This window comes from Promicromonospora sp. NPDC057488 (assembly GCF_042802395.1).
In the GTDB taxonomy this organism is placed as follows: Bacteria; Actinomycetota; Actinomycetes; order Actinomycetales; family Cellulomonadaceae; genus Promicromonospora.
Genome location: NZ_JBHVEG010000145.1, coordinates 1 through 15906, shown reverse-complemented (window position 1 = coordinate 15906; position 15906 = coordinate 1). Strand labels below are relative to the sequence as shown.

General features: G+C 72.8%; 13 protein-coding genes and 1 pseudogene. 3 read left to right on the top strand and 11 right to left on the bottom strand.

Annotated elements, in window-relative coordinates:
* The 8 genes and pseudogenes from ACFU5G_RS22985 to ACFU5G_RS22950 form a co-directional block, all read right to left on the bottom strand.
* Positions 1 to 883 (bottom strand): annotated as a pseudogene (locus tag ACFU5G_RS22985) (glycoside hydrolase family 2 protein); the annotation flags it as partial.
* Positions 880 to 2262 carry a GH1 family beta-glucosidase gene (locus ACFU5G_RS22980; protein WP_377250011.1) on the bottom strand — a complete coding sequence of 461 codons (1383 nt, stop codon included), beginning with the start codon at positions 2260 to 2262 and terminating at the stop codon, positions 880 to 882. The gene ACFU5G_RS22980 and the pseudogene ACFU5G_RS22985, both read right to left, overlap by 4 nt.
* The gene (locus ACFU5G_RS22975) at positions 2259 to 3116 is read right to left on the bottom strand and encodes a carbohydrate ABC transporter permease (protein ID WP_377250008.1); all 858 of its coding nucleotides are present in this window, start codon (positions 3114 to 3116) and stop codon (positions 2259 to 2261) included. The genes ACFU5G_RS22980 and ACFU5G_RS22975 overlap by 4 nt, the downstream gene beginning before the upstream one ends.
* Positions 3113 to 4036, bottom strand: coding sequence for a carbohydrate ABC transporter permease (locus ACFU5G_RS22970; RefSeq protein ID WP_377250006.1), 924 nt, complete (start codon positions 4034 to 4036; stop codon positions 3113 to 3115). Before ACFU5G_RS22970 ends, ACFU5G_RS22975 begins: the two co-directional genes overlap by 4 nt.
* A 77-nt stretch (positions 4037 to 4113) precedes the next feature.
* On the bottom strand, positions 4114 to 5397 hold the full coding sequence (locus ACFU5G_RS22965) for an ABC transporter substrate-binding protein (protein WP_377250003.1): 1284 nt from the start codon (positions 5395 to 5397) through the stop codon (positions 4114 to 4116).
* 56 nt (positions 5398 to 5453) lie between these two features.
* On the bottom strand, positions 5454 to 7328 hold the full coding sequence (locus ACFU5G_RS22960) for a glycoside hydrolase family 127 protein (RefSeq protein WP_377250000.1): 1875 nt from the start codon (positions 7326 to 7328) through the stop codon (positions 5454 to 5456).
* Between the two features lie 120 nt (positions 7329 to 7448).
* Positions 7449 to 8447, bottom strand: coding sequence for a LacI family DNA-binding transcriptional regulator (locus ACFU5G_RS22955; RefSeq protein WP_377249998.1), 999 nt, complete (start codon positions 8445 to 8447; stop codon positions 7449 to 7451).
* A 113-nt stretch (positions 8448 to 8560) separates the two neighbouring features.
* Positions 8561 to 10402 carry a SigE family RNA polymerase sigma factor gene (locus ACFU5G_RS22950; protein WP_377249996.1) on the bottom strand — a complete coding sequence of 614 codons (1842 nt, stop codon included), beginning with the start codon at positions 10400 to 10402 and terminating at the stop codon, positions 8561 to 8563.
* Positions 10403 to 10668: 266 nt separating this feature from the next.
* On the opposite strand from ACFU5G_RS22950, the gene ACFU5G_RS22945 reads away from it, so the two are divergent.
* Genes ACFU5G_RS22945 through ACFU5G_RS22935 form a run of 3 tightly spaced genes read left to right on the top strand, consistent with a single transcriptional unit; the run spans position 10669 to position 12715 of the window.
* The gene (locus ACFU5G_RS22945; protein WP_377249994.1) at positions 10669 to 11859 is read left to right on the top strand and encodes an MFS transporter; all 1191 of its coding nucleotides are present in this window, start codon (positions 10669 to 10671) and stop codon (positions 11857 to 11859) included.
* Positions 11860 to 11915: 56 nt separating this feature from the next.
* Positions 11916 to 12389 carry an SRPBCC domain-containing protein gene (locus ACFU5G_RS22940; RefSeq protein WP_377249992.1) on the top strand — a complete coding sequence of 158 codons (474 nt, stop codon included), beginning with the start codon at positions 11916 to 11918 and terminating at the stop codon, positions 12387 to 12389.
* Complete coding sequence (locus ACFU5G_RS22935; RefSeq protein WP_377249990.1) at positions 12386 to 12715, top strand: ArsR/SmtB family transcription factor; 330 nt, start codon at positions 12386 to 12388, stop codon at positions 12713 to 12715. Before ACFU5G_RS22940 ends, ACFU5G_RS22935 begins: the two co-directional genes overlap by 4 nt.
* A 50-nt stretch (positions 12716 to 12765) precedes the next feature.
* On the opposite strand, the gene ACFU5G_RS22930 is transcribed toward ACFU5G_RS22935, so the two are convergent.
* The 3 genes from ACFU5G_RS22930 to ACFU5G_RS22920 all read right to left on the bottom strand — a co-directional run.
* Positions 12766 to 13806 (bottom strand): SMP-30/gluconolactonase/LRE family protein, encoded by a 1041-nt coding sequence (locus ACFU5G_RS22930; RefSeq protein ID WP_377249988.1) that lies wholly within the window; start codon positions 13804 to 13806, stop codon positions 12766 to 12768.
* Between the two features lie 148 nt (positions 13807 to 13954).
* The gene (locus tag ACFU5G_RS22925; protein ID WP_377249985.1) at positions 13955 to 14443 is read right to left on the bottom strand and encodes a ribose-5-phosphate isomerase; all 489 of its coding nucleotides are present in this window, start codon (positions 14441 to 14443) and stop codon (positions 13955 to 13957) included.
* Positions 14440 to 15906 (bottom strand): dihydroxyacetone kinase family protein (locus ACFU5G_RS22920; protein WP_377249982.1); only part of this gene is annotated, 1467 nt, incomplete at its 5' end. The genes ACFU5G_RS22925 and ACFU5G_RS22920, both read right to left, overlap by 4 nt.

Below are 15906 nucleotides of genomic sequence, written 5' to 3'. Positions count from 1 at the left end.
TTAGCGACAGGTCTCGGAGACCGCTTTCGCCGGCGCCGTCGCCGGCGCCGGCGACCAGCTCGACCGTGAGGTCGTAGAGGGGCTGGTCGCCGTGGCCGCGCGGCCACCAGAGCTGGGCGTCGGGTACCGGAAGGTCGAGCACGGCCACGCCGTCCGCCACCGCCGTGACGCCCTCCGCCCCGGCGACCCGGACGCGCACGCGTGCGCCGTCCCCGGCACCGGCACCGGCGACGTGCGCCGCCACCCGAGCCCGCGGCACGCCGTCGACCACGTCACCGGCGACCCGGAGCTCGCCGAGGCGCGCGCCGGACCAGCTCTCCAGCGTGACGGGGCGCCAGATGCCGGAGGTGGCGGTCTCGATGCCCCAGTCCCAGCCGAAGCTGCACGCCATCTTGCGGATCGCGTTGTAGGGGTGCCGGTTGGTGTGGGGCCGGTAGCCGAGGGACAGGCTCGCGGCGTCCGCGTACCGCACGGGCGCGGAGAACGTGACCTCGAGCGTGTTCCCGCCCGCGCGCAGGGTGCTCGCCGCGTCGAGGCGGTACGTGCGGTGCATGTTGCGCACCTCGCCGAGCTCGACGCCGTTGAGGCGGATCGCCGCGACGGTGTCGAGGCCCTCGAACACGAGCTCGTGGTGGTCGTGCTCGCCGGCGGACCAGTCGAATGTCGTCCGGTAGGTCCAGTCCGTCAGGCCGATCCACTTCTGCGTTCCCTCGTTGTCGTCGAGGTACGGGTCGGGGATCAGCCCGGCGGCCAGCAGGTCCGTGTGCGCGCTGCCGGGCACGGTGGCCGCGACCGGGCCGGCCGCGCGGACGGCGTCGGGCACGGGTCCGTGACCGGGTTCGACGGTCCAGCCGTCGTGGAGCAGTCGGCGTTCGACCGTCATGCGGAGAGGTCCCTTCGGCGGATCAGCTCGGAGTACCAGCGGGCGCTCGCCTTGGGCGTGCGGTCGAGCGTGTCGTAGTCGACGTGGACGATACCGAAGCGCTTGGCGTAGCCGTAGGCCCACTCGTAGTTGTCGAACAGCGACCAGAGGAAGTAGCCGCGCACGTCCACGCCGTCGTCGACGGCACGCTCCACCTGCACCAGGTGGCGGCGCACGTAGTCGATGCGGTCGGCGTCGCGGACGGTACCGTCGGCGACGTCCGTGTCGGGAAAGGCGCCGCCGTTCTCGGTGATCATGAGCGGCAGGTCCGGGAAGCGGTCACGGAGCGTGACGAGCAGGTCGTGGAGGCCCTCGGGCTCGATGTTCCAGCCCATCTCGGTGTGCGGCCCGGGCTGCGGCAGGAACTCGACGTCCTCGGCCCCCGGCCACGGTGAGCCGGACGACGGCGAGTGGCCGTCGGCGTTCTGCCGCTCCCCCACCCCGTCCCAGAGCCGCACGCGACTGGTCGCGTAGTAGTTCACGCCGAGCACGTCGACGGGCTGGTGGATCTCGGCCAGATCGCCGTCCCGCACGAAGGACCAGTCGGTGACGTCCGCGGTCGTCTCGATCACGGAATCCGGGTAGGCGCCCTCGAGCTGAGGCCCGAGGAAGGCGTCGTTCGCCAGGGCGAGCACCTTGCGCCGGGCGGCCTCCCCGGTCGGCCCGTCCGGGCGGGCGACATGGAGGTTGTGGGTGACCGAGAGCTGGCCGGTGACCACGAGCCGCAGCGCCTGGACGGCGAGCCCGTGGGCCCGGTTGAGCTGGTGCACGGCCCGCAGCGGCTCCTCCCGGCCGGTGATCCCGGGTGCGTGCGCGCCGGAACCATGGCCCAGGTAAGCACTGCACCAGGGCTCGTTGAGCGTGGTCCAGGTGTGCACCCGGTCGCCCAGCCGGGAGCCGATCAGCGCCGCGTAGTCGGCGAACGCCTCCGCCGTCGGGCGGGTCAGCCACCCGCCGTCGTCCTGGAGCGCCTGCGGCAGGTCCCAGTGGTAGAGCGTGGCGACCGGCGCGATCCCGCGCGCAAGCAGGCCGTCGACGAGCCGCTCGTAGAAGTCCACGCCCGGCTCGTTGACGGCGCCGCGGCCGCTCGGCAGGACGCGGGACCACGAGATCGAGAACCGGTAGGCCTCCAGGCCGAGCTCGGCCATGAGGTCGAGGTCGCTCTCGAGCCGGTGGTAGTGGTCGTCGGCGACGTCGCCGGTGTCACCGTTCACCGTGTTGCCCGGCGTGTGGCTGAACGTGTCCCAGATGGAGGGGCCGCGACCGTCCTCGGCCGCGGCACCCTCGATCTGGTAGGCGGCGGTGGCGGAACCGAGCAGGAAGCTCGCGGGCAGCGTCACTTGAGCGCACCTCCGAGCAGACCGGCGACGTAGTAGCGCTGCAGCACGAGGTAGACGATCACGCACGGGAGCACCGTGATCGCCACGCCGGTCTGCATGAGGCCGAAGTCGGTCTGGAAGTTGTCGTCGGCGGACAGGATGCCGATGCTGATCGGCAGGGTGTAGAGCCGCTGGTCGGTGATCAGGATGAGCGCGGCGAAGAAGTCGTTCCAGGCCGCGAAGAACGACAGCAGCGCCGTCGAGACCAGGCCCGGGACGGCGACCGGCAGCATGACCCGCCACATGGCGGTCAGCGCGCTCGCGCCGTCGATCTGAGCCGCCTCCTCCAGGGAGGACGGGATGGCCGCGAACGAGTTGCGCATGAGGAAGATGCCGAGCGGGAGGTTGAAGGTCGCGAGCACGAGCGCGACTCCCACCAGGTTGTTCTGCAGGCCGATGTCGCGCAGCACGATGTAGAGCGGGGTGATGACGGCCTGGAACGGCACCATGAACGTCACGAGCGTGACGAAGAACGCGACCTGGCTGCCGCGATAGGGCAGCTTCGCGAACGCGTAGCCGGCCAGGGTGCTGGCGACCATTGTCACGCCGGTCGCCAGCAGCGAGACGAAGACGGAGTTGCCGAGGCTCTGGGCGACGCTCAGCCCCTTGCTGGAGTCGGTGATCTGCGCCAGGTCGTCGAGGCCGACCTGGGAGAGCATGACCCAGATCGGGTACAGGAAGAGCACGGCGAGGCAGACGCTGATGATCCACCAGGCCACGCGGGGCAGGACGGACGGGCCGCGGCGGCGCCGGACGCGCCCGCCGGCAGCGGCCGTGCTCGCGGGTGCGGGTGCGGGAGAGGTGAGGGTGGTCATGCGTGGTCCGAGTTCCGTAGGAGGAGCATCTGCCCGGCGCTGACGAGGCCGAGCACGAGCATGAGCAGGACGGACAGCGCCGAGGCGTAGCCGACGTCGAACTGCACGAACCCGGTGCGGTAGATCTGGTAGACCGCCGTGATCGTGGAGCCCGCGGGGCCTCCGGTCGTCATGATGTAGAACTGGTCGAACGCCAGCAGGGAACCGGCGACCGAGAACACCAGGACGAGCGCGAAGGTGGGTCGCAGCAGCGGCGTGGTGATGTGCCAGAAGCTCTGCCACCCGCTGGCCCCGTCGATGCGCGCGGCCTCGTTGACCTCGTCGGGGATGGCCTGGATGCCCGCGAGCACCAGGAGCATCTGCAGACCGACGACCTTCCAGGTGACCATGCCGAGCACGATCAGGAAGGCCGACCCGAAGTCGGCGAAGAAGTTCGTGGTCGGGTCGACGAGCCCGAGGTCGCCCAGGAGCCTGGTCGTGGGGCCGATGTCGGACTGCCACATGAACATCCAGATGTAGCTGCCCGACGCGAGCCCGATGACGACGGGCAGGAAGTAGACGGTCTGGAAGAAGCGGTGCACACGTGTTCCGCCGCGGACCAGGAATGCCAGGACGAAGGCCAGGACCAGCAGGATCGGGGTGATCACCACGGTGTAGAGGACGGTGAAGCCGACCGCCCTCAGGAACTGGTCGTCGGCGAAGGCGGCCGCGTAGTTGTCGAGGCCGATGAACTTCGGGATGCCCATCAAGGGCCAGTCGTTCAACGACATGTAGATCGTGCGCGCCAGAGGCCAGAGGAAGAACAGCCCGAGCAGGGCGAACGCGGGCACGCTCAGCGCGAGGCCGAGCAGGCCGCGGCGGCGCGCCAGCCGGCCCTTCCGCGCGCCGCGTGGCGCGAGTGAGTGCTGGATTGCGGTCATGGTGGTGCTCCTGGTGAGGGTCGTGCTCCTGGTGAGGACAGGGCGGGCCGGGCGGCCCGCCCTGTCGACGGACGGGTTCAGCCGTTGGCCTGGTCGAGCAGCGGCTGCGCCGCTCCCTGTGCCTTGTCCTGTGCGGCGGCGACGGAGCCGGGGCCGAAGACCGCCTCCTGGATCAGGGTCGACCACACCCCGTTGGAGTCGTTGAAGAGCTCGTTCTCGATGGTGCTGTAGGGCACCTTGCCGACCTTCAGCACGTCGGCGAACACCTGGAAGCGCGGGTCCTTCGGGATGTAGACCTTGTCCAGCAGGTCCAGGCGGGTGGGCATGACGCCGTTGTCGGCGAGGATCGTCTGCGCGTCCTCGTCGGTGGCCCACCGCAGGAACTCCCAGGCGCCGTCAGGGTTCTCGGACCCGGCCGGGATGGTGAGGTTGTCGCCGCCGGCGAAGGAGCCGGTCTGGCCCTCCTCGGCACCGGGGATCGGCGCGACGCCCCACTCGAAGTCCGCGCCGTCGGCCTCGTCCTCCAGGGAGCTGATGAAGAACGTACCCCAGTTCATGATCCCGGCCTTGCCCGCCTTGAAGGCGTCGCCGGCGTTCGAGCCGCCGTCGGACTGCACCAGCTTGGGCATGGCGCCCGCTTCCCACAGGTCGCGGTACATGGTCAGGGTCTCGGTGACCTCGGGGCTGTCGAGCCGCGCCTGGGTGCCGTCGTCGGACAGGACGTTGCCGCCGCTGGCCCAGACGTACGGCGTCATGCTGAAGATGTTGCAGCCGCCGCACGCCCCGGAGAAGACGAACCCGTAGTTCCCGTCCCCGGTCTCGCCGACCGCCTCCGCGGCGGCCTGCACCTCCGCGGTGGTCGACGGCGGGTCCTCGGGGTCCAGGCCGGCCTTCTCGAACAGGTCCTTGTTGTAGTACATGGCGGACACGTCCGCGGTGAAGGGCACGGAGTAGACACCGCCCTCGTACTCCCCCTGGGCGACGTGGCCCGGGCTCAGCTCGTCCTTGTAGGGCAGCTCGCCGAACTGGTCGCTGACGTCGGTCAGCGCGCCCACGGAGGCGAAGTAGGGCACGTAGACGAGGTCGATGGACGCGATGTCCGGGGCGTTGCCGCCGGCCGCCGCGGTGCCGAACTTCTGCACGAAGTCGGCCGAGGGCACGAGGGTGACCTCGACCTGGGTGTCGTGCGTGGCGTTGAACTCGTCGGCGAGCTGCTGCATGAACCGGGACTGGGAGTCCCGGACCCACAGCGTGACGGTGCCGGACCCTCCGGCGTCGGCGCTGGTGCCGGCGCAGCCCGACAGGGCTGCCCCGGCGACCAGGGCCGTGACGGCGACGAGTGAGGTGATGTGACGCCTCATTGCGTGGTTCCTCTCTGGTGTTGCGGATGCGCCGGCGAACCGGCCGCGCCGGACGCTCAGCTGGTGGGCATCCAGACGCGCATGGCACCGGGGGCCCTGTTGGCCCACCGGAAGTAGGGGATCGCCCGGACGGTCCCGATCGCGGCGGCCGGGGCGTCGTCGCCGGCCGGCCCGTACAGGTCGGCGTGGGCGGCGTGGGCCCGGGCGCCCGGGATGTCGAGCACGGGCACGCCCAGCTCGGCGTCGCTGCCCGCCTCGACCGCGGTCGGCCGCAGCGGGATGACGACGTCCTCCAGCCGCACGCCCGGGGGCAGGTCCGCCTCCTCGAGGCAGTAGTAGACCGGCCCGCGGCGCAGCGCACGGGTACCGCGGACGCCGTCGACCCAGGGGTGCGCGCGCTCGAACACGGGCTCCACGGGCAGGTCCAGCACCACGGACGTCGTGCCTGCGGGCGCGTCGACGAAGCCCGGGGCGGCGGGCGCGGGCGCGGCCCCGTCGACGGCGACCGTGGCCCCGGCGGCCCAGGCGGGGACCCGGAACTGGGTGGTCCGCGCGGTCGGCACGTCGAAGGTCACGTCCACCCGCGACGTCCAGGGGAAGCCGGTCCGGACGGTCGCGGTGACGCCGTCGCCGACCTCGAACGTGCCGGGCGTGTAGAGCTGGAACTGGACGGCGTCGTCCGACTCCGTGACCAGGTAGGCGTTGATCGAGGACAGCAGGCGCGCCAGGTTGGGCGGGCAGCACGCGCAGAAGTACCAGTCGAGACGGGTCGACGGCGCGTCCTCCTCGTGCGTGTGCCCGGTGCGCAGCTGGAGGGGGTTGGAATAGAAGTACGCCCTGCCGTCCAGCGAGGTGGACACGGCGATGGCGTTGTAGAGGCCGCGCTCGATCTCGTCGGCGTACCGGGCGTCGCCGTCCAGGAGCAGCATCCGCCAGTTCCAGTGCAGGTTCGCGATGGCCGCGCAGGTCTCCGAGTAGGCGCGGTCGGCGGGCAGCTCGTACGGGTCGCCGAACGACTCGCCGCGGTGCCGTGAGCCCAGTCCCCCGGTGGCGTACATCTTGTGCTCGTGAACGCTCGCCCAGAGCGCGTCCAGGGCGGTGCGGTAGCCGGCGTCGGGCTCGTCGAGCTCGACGTCGGTCGCTCCGGCCAGCAGGTAGAGCTGCCGCACGGCGTGCCCTGTCGCCTCGCGCGCCTCCGCGACCGGCGTGTAGTCCTGGTAGTACGCGCCGCCGAACTGTCCCTCGCCGATGGTGCGGTAGCCACGCAGGTCGAGCATGCGGCGGGCGAGCTCGCGGTGGCGGGGGTCTCCGGTCAGGCGCGACAGCTCGACCAGCGCGGTCTCGATCTCGGGGTGGCCGTCGATGTCGTCGCGGCCACCCGCGCCGAAGGTCTTGTGCACCAGCTCGACGTAGCGCAGCGCGATGTCCAGCAGGTCGGTGCGCCCGGCGTGCGCCCAGGCGACCGCGGCCTGCACGAGGTGGCCGAGCTTGTACATCTCGTGGCCCTGGGGCAGGTCGGTGAACCGCTCCCCCGCGTGCGGGCCCTGGTAGTAGCTGTCGAGGTAGCCATCGTCTTCCTGCGCCGCCTCCAGGAGGCGGACCGCGTCGTCGACGAAGGGCAGGAGCTCGGCGACGTCGCCCCGGACCGCTTCCCAGCCGATGGCCTCGAGGGTCTTGTACAGGTCGGAGTCGGCGAACAGCGGACCCCGGAACGGGGCGTCGCTCTCGCCGACCAGGCGCCGCAGGTTGTCCAGCACCCCCGACGTCTCGAGCCGCTCGATGCAGTGCGGGATGGTGCCCTCGCGGTTGACGCGCTGCCAGTCGCCGAGCAGACCGCCGTCCAGGCGCACGCGTCGCAGGTCGAGCGGCCGGCGGGCGGCAGGCCGGGCAGGTGCTGCCGGGACGGCGAGTGTGTCAGGGGCGCTGGCCATGTCTCTCCTCGTTGAGCGTTCTGGGGCACCGATTCTCGTAGTACACCGGTGCACTAATGGAGGATAGTACACCGGTGCACTACGGGCGCAAGGGTCAGTTCCGGATGATCTCGGGGCGGGTCAGACCGAGGCGCGGCCCACGACGCGGTGGTCGGCGACGATGACCTGCGGTTCGAGGTCGTGCGCCAGGAGCCGCTCCGCGAGGCGGTCGACCGCGCTGCGCGCGATCCACTCGCGCCCCGAGTCGAGGGTGGTCAGCGGCGGGAACGCGAGCGCCGCCTCCTCGACGTCGTCGAAGCCGACGACCGAGACGTCAGCCGGCACGTCGAGGCCGTGCCGCTGGAGCTCGTTCAGCGCCCCGAGGGCGAGCGCGTCGTTGAAACCGAAGACGGCGTCGAACTCGACCTCTGCCTCCAGGACGCCCGCGATCCCCTGGGCGCCGGACTGCCGGTTCCATGGGACCGGGCCGACGAGCAGCCGGTCGTCGACGTCGATGCCCGCCTCGGCCAGGGCCCGGCTGTAGCCCTCGAACCGCTGGGCCGCCGCGGTCGGCACGTCCGAGCGCTCCATGCCCAGCGCGACGATGCGCCGTCGGCCGCGCTCGAGCAGGACCCGCGTCATCTCGTAGGCGCCCTGCTCGTTCGCGACGGTGACGAAGTCGAACCGGCCTCCGTGCACCCGGTCGCCGATGAGCACGGCCGGGACGTCGAGGGTCGCGGCCTCGATGTCCTCCGGCCCCAGCGCGATCGGGTGGAACAGCAGCCCGTCCACGTATCGCCCGCTCTCGCCGAGCAGCACCGCGAGCTCCCGGTCGTGCTCGCCGTCGGTCACCTCGACCACGACGTTCAGCCCGCGCCGCTGCGCGGCCGAGACCACGGCCTGCGCGAGCTCGGCGAAGTAGGGGTGCGCGATCTCCGGGATCGCGAGCGCGATGGTGCTGGTGCGGCCGGAGCTGAGGTTGCGCGCGGAGACGTTGAGCTTGTAGTTGAGCTCCGCGACCGCGGACTCGATCTTGGCGCGCGTCTCGGCGGTGATGTACGGGTATCCGTTGAAGTAGTTGGACACCGTCTTCTTCGACACGCCCGCCAGCTGCGCGACGTCGGCCATCGTTGCAGCCACCGCATCTCCCGTTCCGTCCGACAGCCCTTACCTTGCGATGTGGGCCATAGTTTCGCACGCCGGCCGGCTGACCTCGGTCATCCTGACGGCGTCGCCATGGCCGGCCTCGCGGCCTAGCGCCCCACGATCCGCGCCAGGTGCTGCCGCAGCGAGGACCCCCCGGACTCCACGGCGACCCAGGACAGCCACTCGCCCGCCACGGCGACCTCGACGACCTGGCCGCCCAGCCGGTACACCCGGCCGTCGAGGAGCAGACGTCCCGTTCCCTCGCTGTCCTGCGCGCTCGTCCAGACCACCGTTCCACCGTCGGCGTCGATCCCCGCCGCCTCTCCGTCCGCCTCGAGCAGCGTCATGGCCCCCGTCTCCCGGTCGAGCACGTGGAGGTCGCCCGCCACGCTCCACGCCAGCACGGCGTCCGACGCCGCCATCTCGGTCACCGTCTCGAGCGGGTAGCCGCCCGCCGGGGCGAGCTCGAAGTGCGCGTGCCGGACGCCGTCGTCCCGACGGTCGGCGAGCTCGATGCCGGTGCGGACGTTGTTCGCCGCCCACTCGACGCCGTCCGGCGTGACGGCGTACGCAGTGGAACCGGCGGCCAGGATCTCGGTCTCCCCGGTCGCTCCGGTCGCCAGCGGGACCCGCACCTGCTCGATCTCGCCCTGGTCCACGAGGCGCTGCAGGTGCAGGTACGCGCCGCTCAGCCCGATCCGGTAGCCCACGGGTACCGGATCACCGGACGACTCGACGAGCGTGCGCACCTCGGGTTCCCGCACGTCGTCGACGACGCGGATCGCCCACGGCGACGACTCGCTCTCGCGGGTCGCCACCTCCAGCCAGGCGACCCGGTCGCCCTGCCGCGCGACGGCGGGGATATCGGCCCGGCGCCCGTCGACCGTGCCGTTGACGGCCACCAGGCTGCTCTCGCCCGTGGCGGCGCGCAGCTCAAGCGCCAGCTCCTGGTCGGAGTCGCCGACGCCGTCGCCGGGACCCGGCGCCGCCCCGGTGAAGTAGATGACCGAGCCGTCCGCAGCCACGGTGCCCGGCACACCTGAACCCGGCGTCGGCTCGCCCACGCCGACGACGACTCCCGCCTCCACGGCGTCGGGCACCGCCCCCGCGTCCACGGTGAGCACGCACCGCCCCTCCAGCCAGGGCCGGACGTCCTGGTCCGACGTCCCCGCCGGGCAGTCACCGAGCCGCGGGCCGGAGTCGTCGTCGGGCCGCTCCAGGCCCACGAGCGTCCGGAACCACTCGCTGCCCGGCAGCGCGACCGGGCCCACGCCCGGGAGCGTGACCGGCCCCGCCAGGAAGAACGCCACCAGGAGCGCGGCCACCCCGCCGAGCGCCGCCTGCGCCGTGCGCCGTCTGCGCAGCGCGGCCCGGCTCCCGCCGAGCGTCTCGGCCGCGTCGCGGTGCGGCACGGGGATGTCCGCGAGGTCCGCCTGCTCCAGGATGGTGCGCAGGTTCTCCAGGCCGCGTGCGTTCGCCGACTTCACGGTCCCCACCGACCTCCCCAGCTCACCGGCGACCTGCGCCTCGGTCAGGTCCAGCAGGTGCCGCATGACCACCACCCGGCGCTGTTGCGGCGGCAGCTGCGCCAGCGCCCGGACGAGCTCGTCCCGCACGGTGACGCGAGCCGCGTGGTCCGGGGTGTCGGGCAGTCGGAGCACGTCGTCGCCGGGCAGGTCCGTGCGGGCGGTGCGGCGCCAGGTGTCGGTGCGCAGGTTGACGAGGACCCGGCGGGCGTAGGCACGCGGTTCGGCACCCACCCGGTGCCACGACCGGTAGACCCGCTCGAACGTGCCCTGGACCAGGTCCTCGGCCCGGTGCGGGTCTCCGCACAGCAGGTAGGCGGTGCGGAACAGGTACGGGCGGGCGTCCCTGACGAACGCGACGAACTCCTGGTCCTTGGAACGGACCACGCGGACCTCGGCCCGCTCGGGTGCGTGGGTGCTCATGTTCCCCATGACGCACCCCTTCCCCGAAAGGTTCAGCCGACGCCTCGGCTTTCCCGGGCCACCTGGCCGGGTGGCCCGGAGGGCAAGACTACGGACCCCGTCCGGTGCGGGCACCCGCCACCTCCCCGGCCGCCAACCCAACTTGCAACCTTGGGGTTGCACTGCGCCGAGAACCGTGTCAGCCTTTAGTGCAACCACAGAGTTGCAGATCCTCGGAGGTCCTGATGTCTGATCGACGGAGTCATACCGGAGGAAGTCGTTCACGCGTGGCGGTCGCCCTGAGCGTGCTGTTCCTCGGCACGTTCGTGATGGGGTGCGCCGAGATGCTCGTGGCGGGCATGCTCGACCTGATGGCCGCGGACCTCGCCGTCCCGCTGTCCGCGGTGGGCGCGCTGGTGTCCGCGAACGCGATCGGGATCGCGATCGGCGGACCGCTACTGACCTTCCTGACCGCCCGGCTCGACCGGCGGCCGGTGCTGCTCACCGCGCTCGCCGTGTTCACCGCGCTGAACCTGCTGCCCGCCCTCGGCGCCGGCCTGGAGGCCTTCATCGCCGCCCGCGTCGTGATCGGCGCGGTGGAGGGACTGTTCATCGCGGCCGCGATCACCACGGCGACGTCGATCGTGCCCCGGGAACGCGTGGGCCGGGCGATGGCGGTCGTGATCTCCGGCTTCGCCGTCTCCGGCGCGGTGGGGATGCCGCTGGGCCGGCTGCTCGGCGAGGCGGTGGGGTGGCGCGTGTCGTTCCTCGTCGTCGTCCTGGCGGCCGCCGCCGCGCTCCTGGTCGCCCTGCTCGTGGTGCCCCGGGTACCGGCCGAGTCCGAGGTCCGGATGCTGGGCCAGCTGCGGTTCGCGCTCGCCCCGCGCGTGCTGGCGGTGCTCGCAGTGGGCGTCCTGCTGTTCGCGGGCTCCTCGGCGGCGCAGACCTACCTCGTCCCCTTCCTGGGCGACGTCGCCGGGGTCTCCGGACCGTGGATCGGGGCGTGCCTGCTGGGCTTCGGGATCGCCGCCACCATCGGGTCGTTCGCGGGCGGCAGGTTCGCCGACGCCGGAGCCGCGCGCGCCCTGGTGCTCGGCGCCCTGGGCGTGGCGGCCTCGCTCGCCGGGCTCGCCCTCTGGGGGGCGAACCCCGTCGTCGCGGTGGTCGCGCTGCTCGCCCTCGGCATCTGCGGTGCGGGCATCACGAGCCCCTGGCAGCACCGTGTCGAGCACCTCGCCGGCCCCGGCGCCATCCTCGCGGCCTCACTGCCCGCGTCGGCCGGGAACCTCGGCGACGCCATCGGCGCCTTCGCCGGAGGGCAGGCGATCGACGTCGGCGGCGTCCCCGCGGCGATCGTCGCGGCCGCGGTCCTCGCCGCGGTGTCCGTCGCCGCCGCGATCGTGACCCGCTCCCTGCGCCCCGCGCTCGCCCCGCCGTCGGCCGTGCCCGGGGAACCCGAGCCCGCCGCCTCCTCCTGACCACCGGACAAGAGACCACCGACACCAGGTCCTCCGACACAGAGATGGGAACCCTCATGGAGAACACGCAGAACCCCCCGGCCGTGATCGACGCCGACACCTTCACCGTGCGCCGCACGATCCAGATCAGCGCACCCGTGGAGAAGGTCTGGCGCACCGTCACCGAACCCGAGCTGATCTCGCAGTGGTTCGGCCACGTCACCCTCACCGGTTCCGGCGCCGGCGCCCTCGGCACGATCGGCTGGCCGGGCGAGCGCCGGGTGCCGATCCGGGTCGAGACCTTCGAGCCGCCGAAGGAGGTCTCCTACCGCTGGTGCAACGAGGACGGCCCGCTGCCGGACACCGTCGACGAGACGCGCTCGACGGTCTTCACCTTCACCCTCGAGGCGACCTCCGGCGGCACCCGGCTCACCGTCGTCGAGACCGGTTTCGAGCACACGAGCAACCCGACGGGACTCATGACCGACCACCGCGGCGGCTGGGACGGCGAGCTCGACAAGCTCGTCGCCCTGCTCGAGGGCCGGGCGTGAGCACCGTGTCGCCGGACGGAGCCGTGGTCGCCATGTGCAGCGCACTCGCCGACGAGACCCGGTGGAGCATCCTGACCGCCCTCGGCGAGGGCGACGCCTCGGCGTCCGCCCTCGCCCGGCGCCTGCCCGTCACCCGGCAGGCGATCGCGAAACACCTCGCGGTGCTCCAGGAGGTCGGCCTGGTGGAGACCGTGCACGTCGGCCGCGAGGTGCGGTACCGCGTCATCGGGACCGAGCTCAGCGCCATGGCCCGCCGCCTCGACGCCATCGGCACCGAGTGGGACCGCCGCCTCGCCGCCATCAAGCACATCGCCGAGAACATCTGACCCCACCGACCAACAGGAAGGCCGCCGGACGGCGGCTGTCCCCGCCGGGGTCAGCCGCCGTTCGACTGCCGGGTCCCTTCGGCCAGCGCGTCGAACCGGTAGACGAACCCGCCCGCGGGACCGCTCACCGTCGCGTAGGCGTCCGTGGTTCCCGGCCGGATCGCGATGTTGGTCGCGGACTGCAGGCCGTCGTCCTCCTTCGGGATCGAGACGGTGGTCAGGTGCGTGCCGTCGGGGCCGTACACCCGGATCTCCGGGCGGCCGTGCATGCCCTGGTAGACGTTCCCGGCGGCGTCGACGGCGTTCGAGTCCGTCTGGGCGACACCACCGTCGACGTGGATCGCGGTGTGCCCCGAGACGATCGCTGTCGCGTCCTGGTCGAGGACCAGCCGGTCGATGCGGTTGACGTCGAGGTGGCTGACCCAGAGGGCGTCGCCGCCGACGTCGAACGAGATCCCGTTCGGGTTCGGCTGGTCGTCCGCCAGCACGGTCACGCGGCCCGTGCCGCCGTCGACCCGCAGGACCCGGCCCGCCGGTTCCGCGCTCGGGTAGGGCGTGTACGCGGAGTCGGTGACGAACATGTTCCCCGCCTCGTCGAACGCGAGGTCGTCGGGGTGCATGGCGCGGCCCTTGACCCGGCCCTCGGCGACGGTCCGCGGGTCGTCCCCGTCGGGGGTGACGCTGACGATCCGTCCGCCCGCGTAGTCGGTGAGGTAGAGCCGCCCGTCCACAGGGCTGAACTGCGCCGAGGTGTAGGCGCCCGCGCTGTCGGTGAACACCGTGCCGACTTCCTGGGAGTCGAGATCGACCGCCAGCACCTTCGGTTCACCGGCCGGGGCGGTCACGTCGACGAGGTAGAGCCGGCCGTCCTCGCCGAAGGTGGGCCCCTCCAGCAGGGTCATCCCGGTCGCCTCGTGCACCGAGGTCACCTGGAGCACGCGTTCGGCGGTGACCACCTCGGCGGCGTCGGGCCCGGCGGCGGACTCAGAGGCCGCGTCGCCCGACGCGCAGCCGGCGACCGCGGCCAGCACGCCCAGGCCCAGGCCCAGGGCGATGCCGCCCGTCCGACCGACGTATCTGGATGCCCCCACCGGTCAGCTCTCCTTCTCGGTGGCGGGGACGGCGTCTGGGTTCGTCGGACAGCTCATGGCACGGCCTCTCGTCAGCGGATGGCGGACGTCCCCGCCACCGCCATCAAAACGTACATGCATGTACGTTTTCAACTTGACCCGCGCCGGGTCAGTCGCAGGACGACGGGGCCCGCTCCGCCGAGCGCTCGATCTCGCTGATCGCCGCGACCTTGGGCGCGGAGGCCGAGGTCGGGTCGAACGTGTAGCCGAGCCACTCCCGCGCCAGCCGGCGGGCCAGCTCGATCCCCACCACGCGCTGGCCGAAGCACAGCACCTGGGCGTCGTTGGAGAGCACGGAACGCTCGACCGAGAAGGAGTCGTGCGCGGTCACCGCCCGCACGCCGGGCACCTTGCTCGCCGAGATCGCGACCCCGAGCCCCGTGCCGCAGACCAGGAGCGCACGGTCGGCCTCCCCCGCCGCGACGAGGCGGCCCGCCGCCGCGCCGATGTGGGGGTAGGCCGTGTGCTCGTCGTCGCCCACGCCGACGTCGACCACCGACACCACGCGGTCGTCCGCCTCCAGGTCCCGCTTCAGGATCTCCTTGTAGTCGAAGCCGGCGTCGTCCGAGCCGATCACCAGCCGCAGTCCCGTCGTCATCGCGCCTCCTCGGTCAGGTTCGCGGGCACGGGGATGCCGACGGCGGCACCCGCCTCGCCCAGCAGCAGGGCGAGCGACGTCGCCCCGGGGTCCGCGACGCCGAGGCTCTTGTCGCCCAGCACGCGCGAGCGGCCGAGCCGGGCCGCGAACTGCGTGGTCGCGGCGGCGCCCTGCTGGGCGGCGCGCACCGCGGCCTGCCACGCCTCGGCGGACGGGCGCGGCGCGGTGCCGGTGCCGGTGCCGGCGCTGGCGCCGCTGGCCGCCACCAGCACCTCGACCGCCGGGTCGAGGGCGTCCACGAGCGTCTTGTCGCCCACGCTCGCGCCGCCGACCGCCCGGATCTGCGCCCTGGCCGCGCTCATCCCGGCCACCAGGTCGTCGAAGGAGACGGCCGCGTCCGCCGGGAGCGCGTCGGCCAGCGCGAACAGCCCCACGCCCCAGAGCGCGCCCGACGTGCCGCCTGCCCGGTCGGCCCAGGCGTCGGCCGCGCGGCGCAGCACCGACGGGGCGTCGCCGCCCGCTTCCACCGCGGCGTCGGCCGCATCGACGGCCGCGTCGACCCCGCGCGACATGCCGCGGCCGTGATCGCCGTCGCCGGCCTGCGCGTCCAGGTCGCCGAGCATCTCCTCGGCGTCGTGCAGCACGGCCTGGGCCCGGTGCAGGATCCGGGCCACGGACCGGGCGGCCGCGATCCCGGCGTCGGTGGTGGCGGCCACGAGCGCCGGAGCCGGATCGGCAGCGGGCTCTGCGGGGACCTCCTCCGGAGCCACCGCCGGCGCCGCCCGCCATCCCCCGTGCTGAAAGGCCGGCGTGTCTGCCGGGTCCAGCCACAGCGGCTCGAGCTCGTCGTCCAGCCAGGTGACGGTCAGCGAGCACCCGGCCATGTCGAGGCTCGTCACGTACTCCCCCACCAGCGGGGCGACCAGCCGCACGCCGCGCTCCGCGAGCAGGTCGTGCACCCGGTCCCAGAGGACGAACAGCTCCTCGTACTTCACGTTCCCGAGCCCGTTGAGCAGCACGGCGGCCCGGCCGTCGGCGTCGGCGGGTCGCTCGGCCAGCACCCGGTCGACGAGCTCGGCGGCCAGCCCGGCCGCCGTCGGCACGGCCTCCTCGCCCACGCCCGGCTCGCCGTGGATACCCAGCCCCCAACCGACCTGCCCGGGCTCCAGGCTGAACAGGGGGTGGTCCTGGCCCGGGAGGGTGCACCCGCCGAACGCGACGCCGAACGACCGGGTGCGCTCGTTGGCGCGGGTGGCCAGGCGGTTCACCTCGGCCAGGTCGGCGCCCCGCTCGGCGGCGGCCCCGGCGAGCTTGAACACGACGAGGTCGCCGGCGACGCCCCGGCGTTCCGCCGCCCGGTCCGCGGGGGCGGACGCGACGTCGTCGGTCACCAGAAGGATGGTGACGTCGGTGCCCTGGGCCCGCAGGCGGCTGGCCGCGGCGCCGAAGTTGAGCACGTCGCC

Coding starts and splice junctions, on each gene's coding strand:
- ACFU5G_RS22965 (WP_377250003.1), bottom strand. CDS start 5,397: ATGAGGCGTCACATCACCTCACTCGTCGCCGTCACGGCCCTGGTCGCC.
- ACFU5G_RS22970 (WP_377250006.1), bottom strand. CDS start 4,036: ATGACCGCAATCCAGCACTCACTCGCGCCACGCGGCGCGCGGAAGGGC.
- ACFU5G_RS22960 (WP_377250000.1), bottom strand. CDS start 7,328: ATGGCCAGCGCCCCTGACACACTCGCCGTCCCGGCAGCACCTGCCCGG.
- ACFU5G_RS22925 (WP_377249985.1), bottom strand. CDS start 14,443: ATGACGACGGGACTGCGGCTGGTGATCGGCTCGGACGACGCCGGCTTC.
- ACFU5G_RS22975 (WP_377250008.1), bottom strand. CDS start 3,116: ATGACCACCCTCACCTCTCCCGCACCCGCACCCGCGAGCACGGCCGCT.
- ACFU5G_RS22950 (WP_377249996.1), bottom strand. CDS start 10,402: ATGAGCACCCACGCACCCGAGCGGGCCGAGGTCCGCGTGGTCCGTTCC.
- ACFU5G_RS22940 (WP_377249992.1), top strand. CDS start 11,916: ATGGAGAACACGCAGAACCCCCCGGCCGTGATCGACGCCGACACCTTC.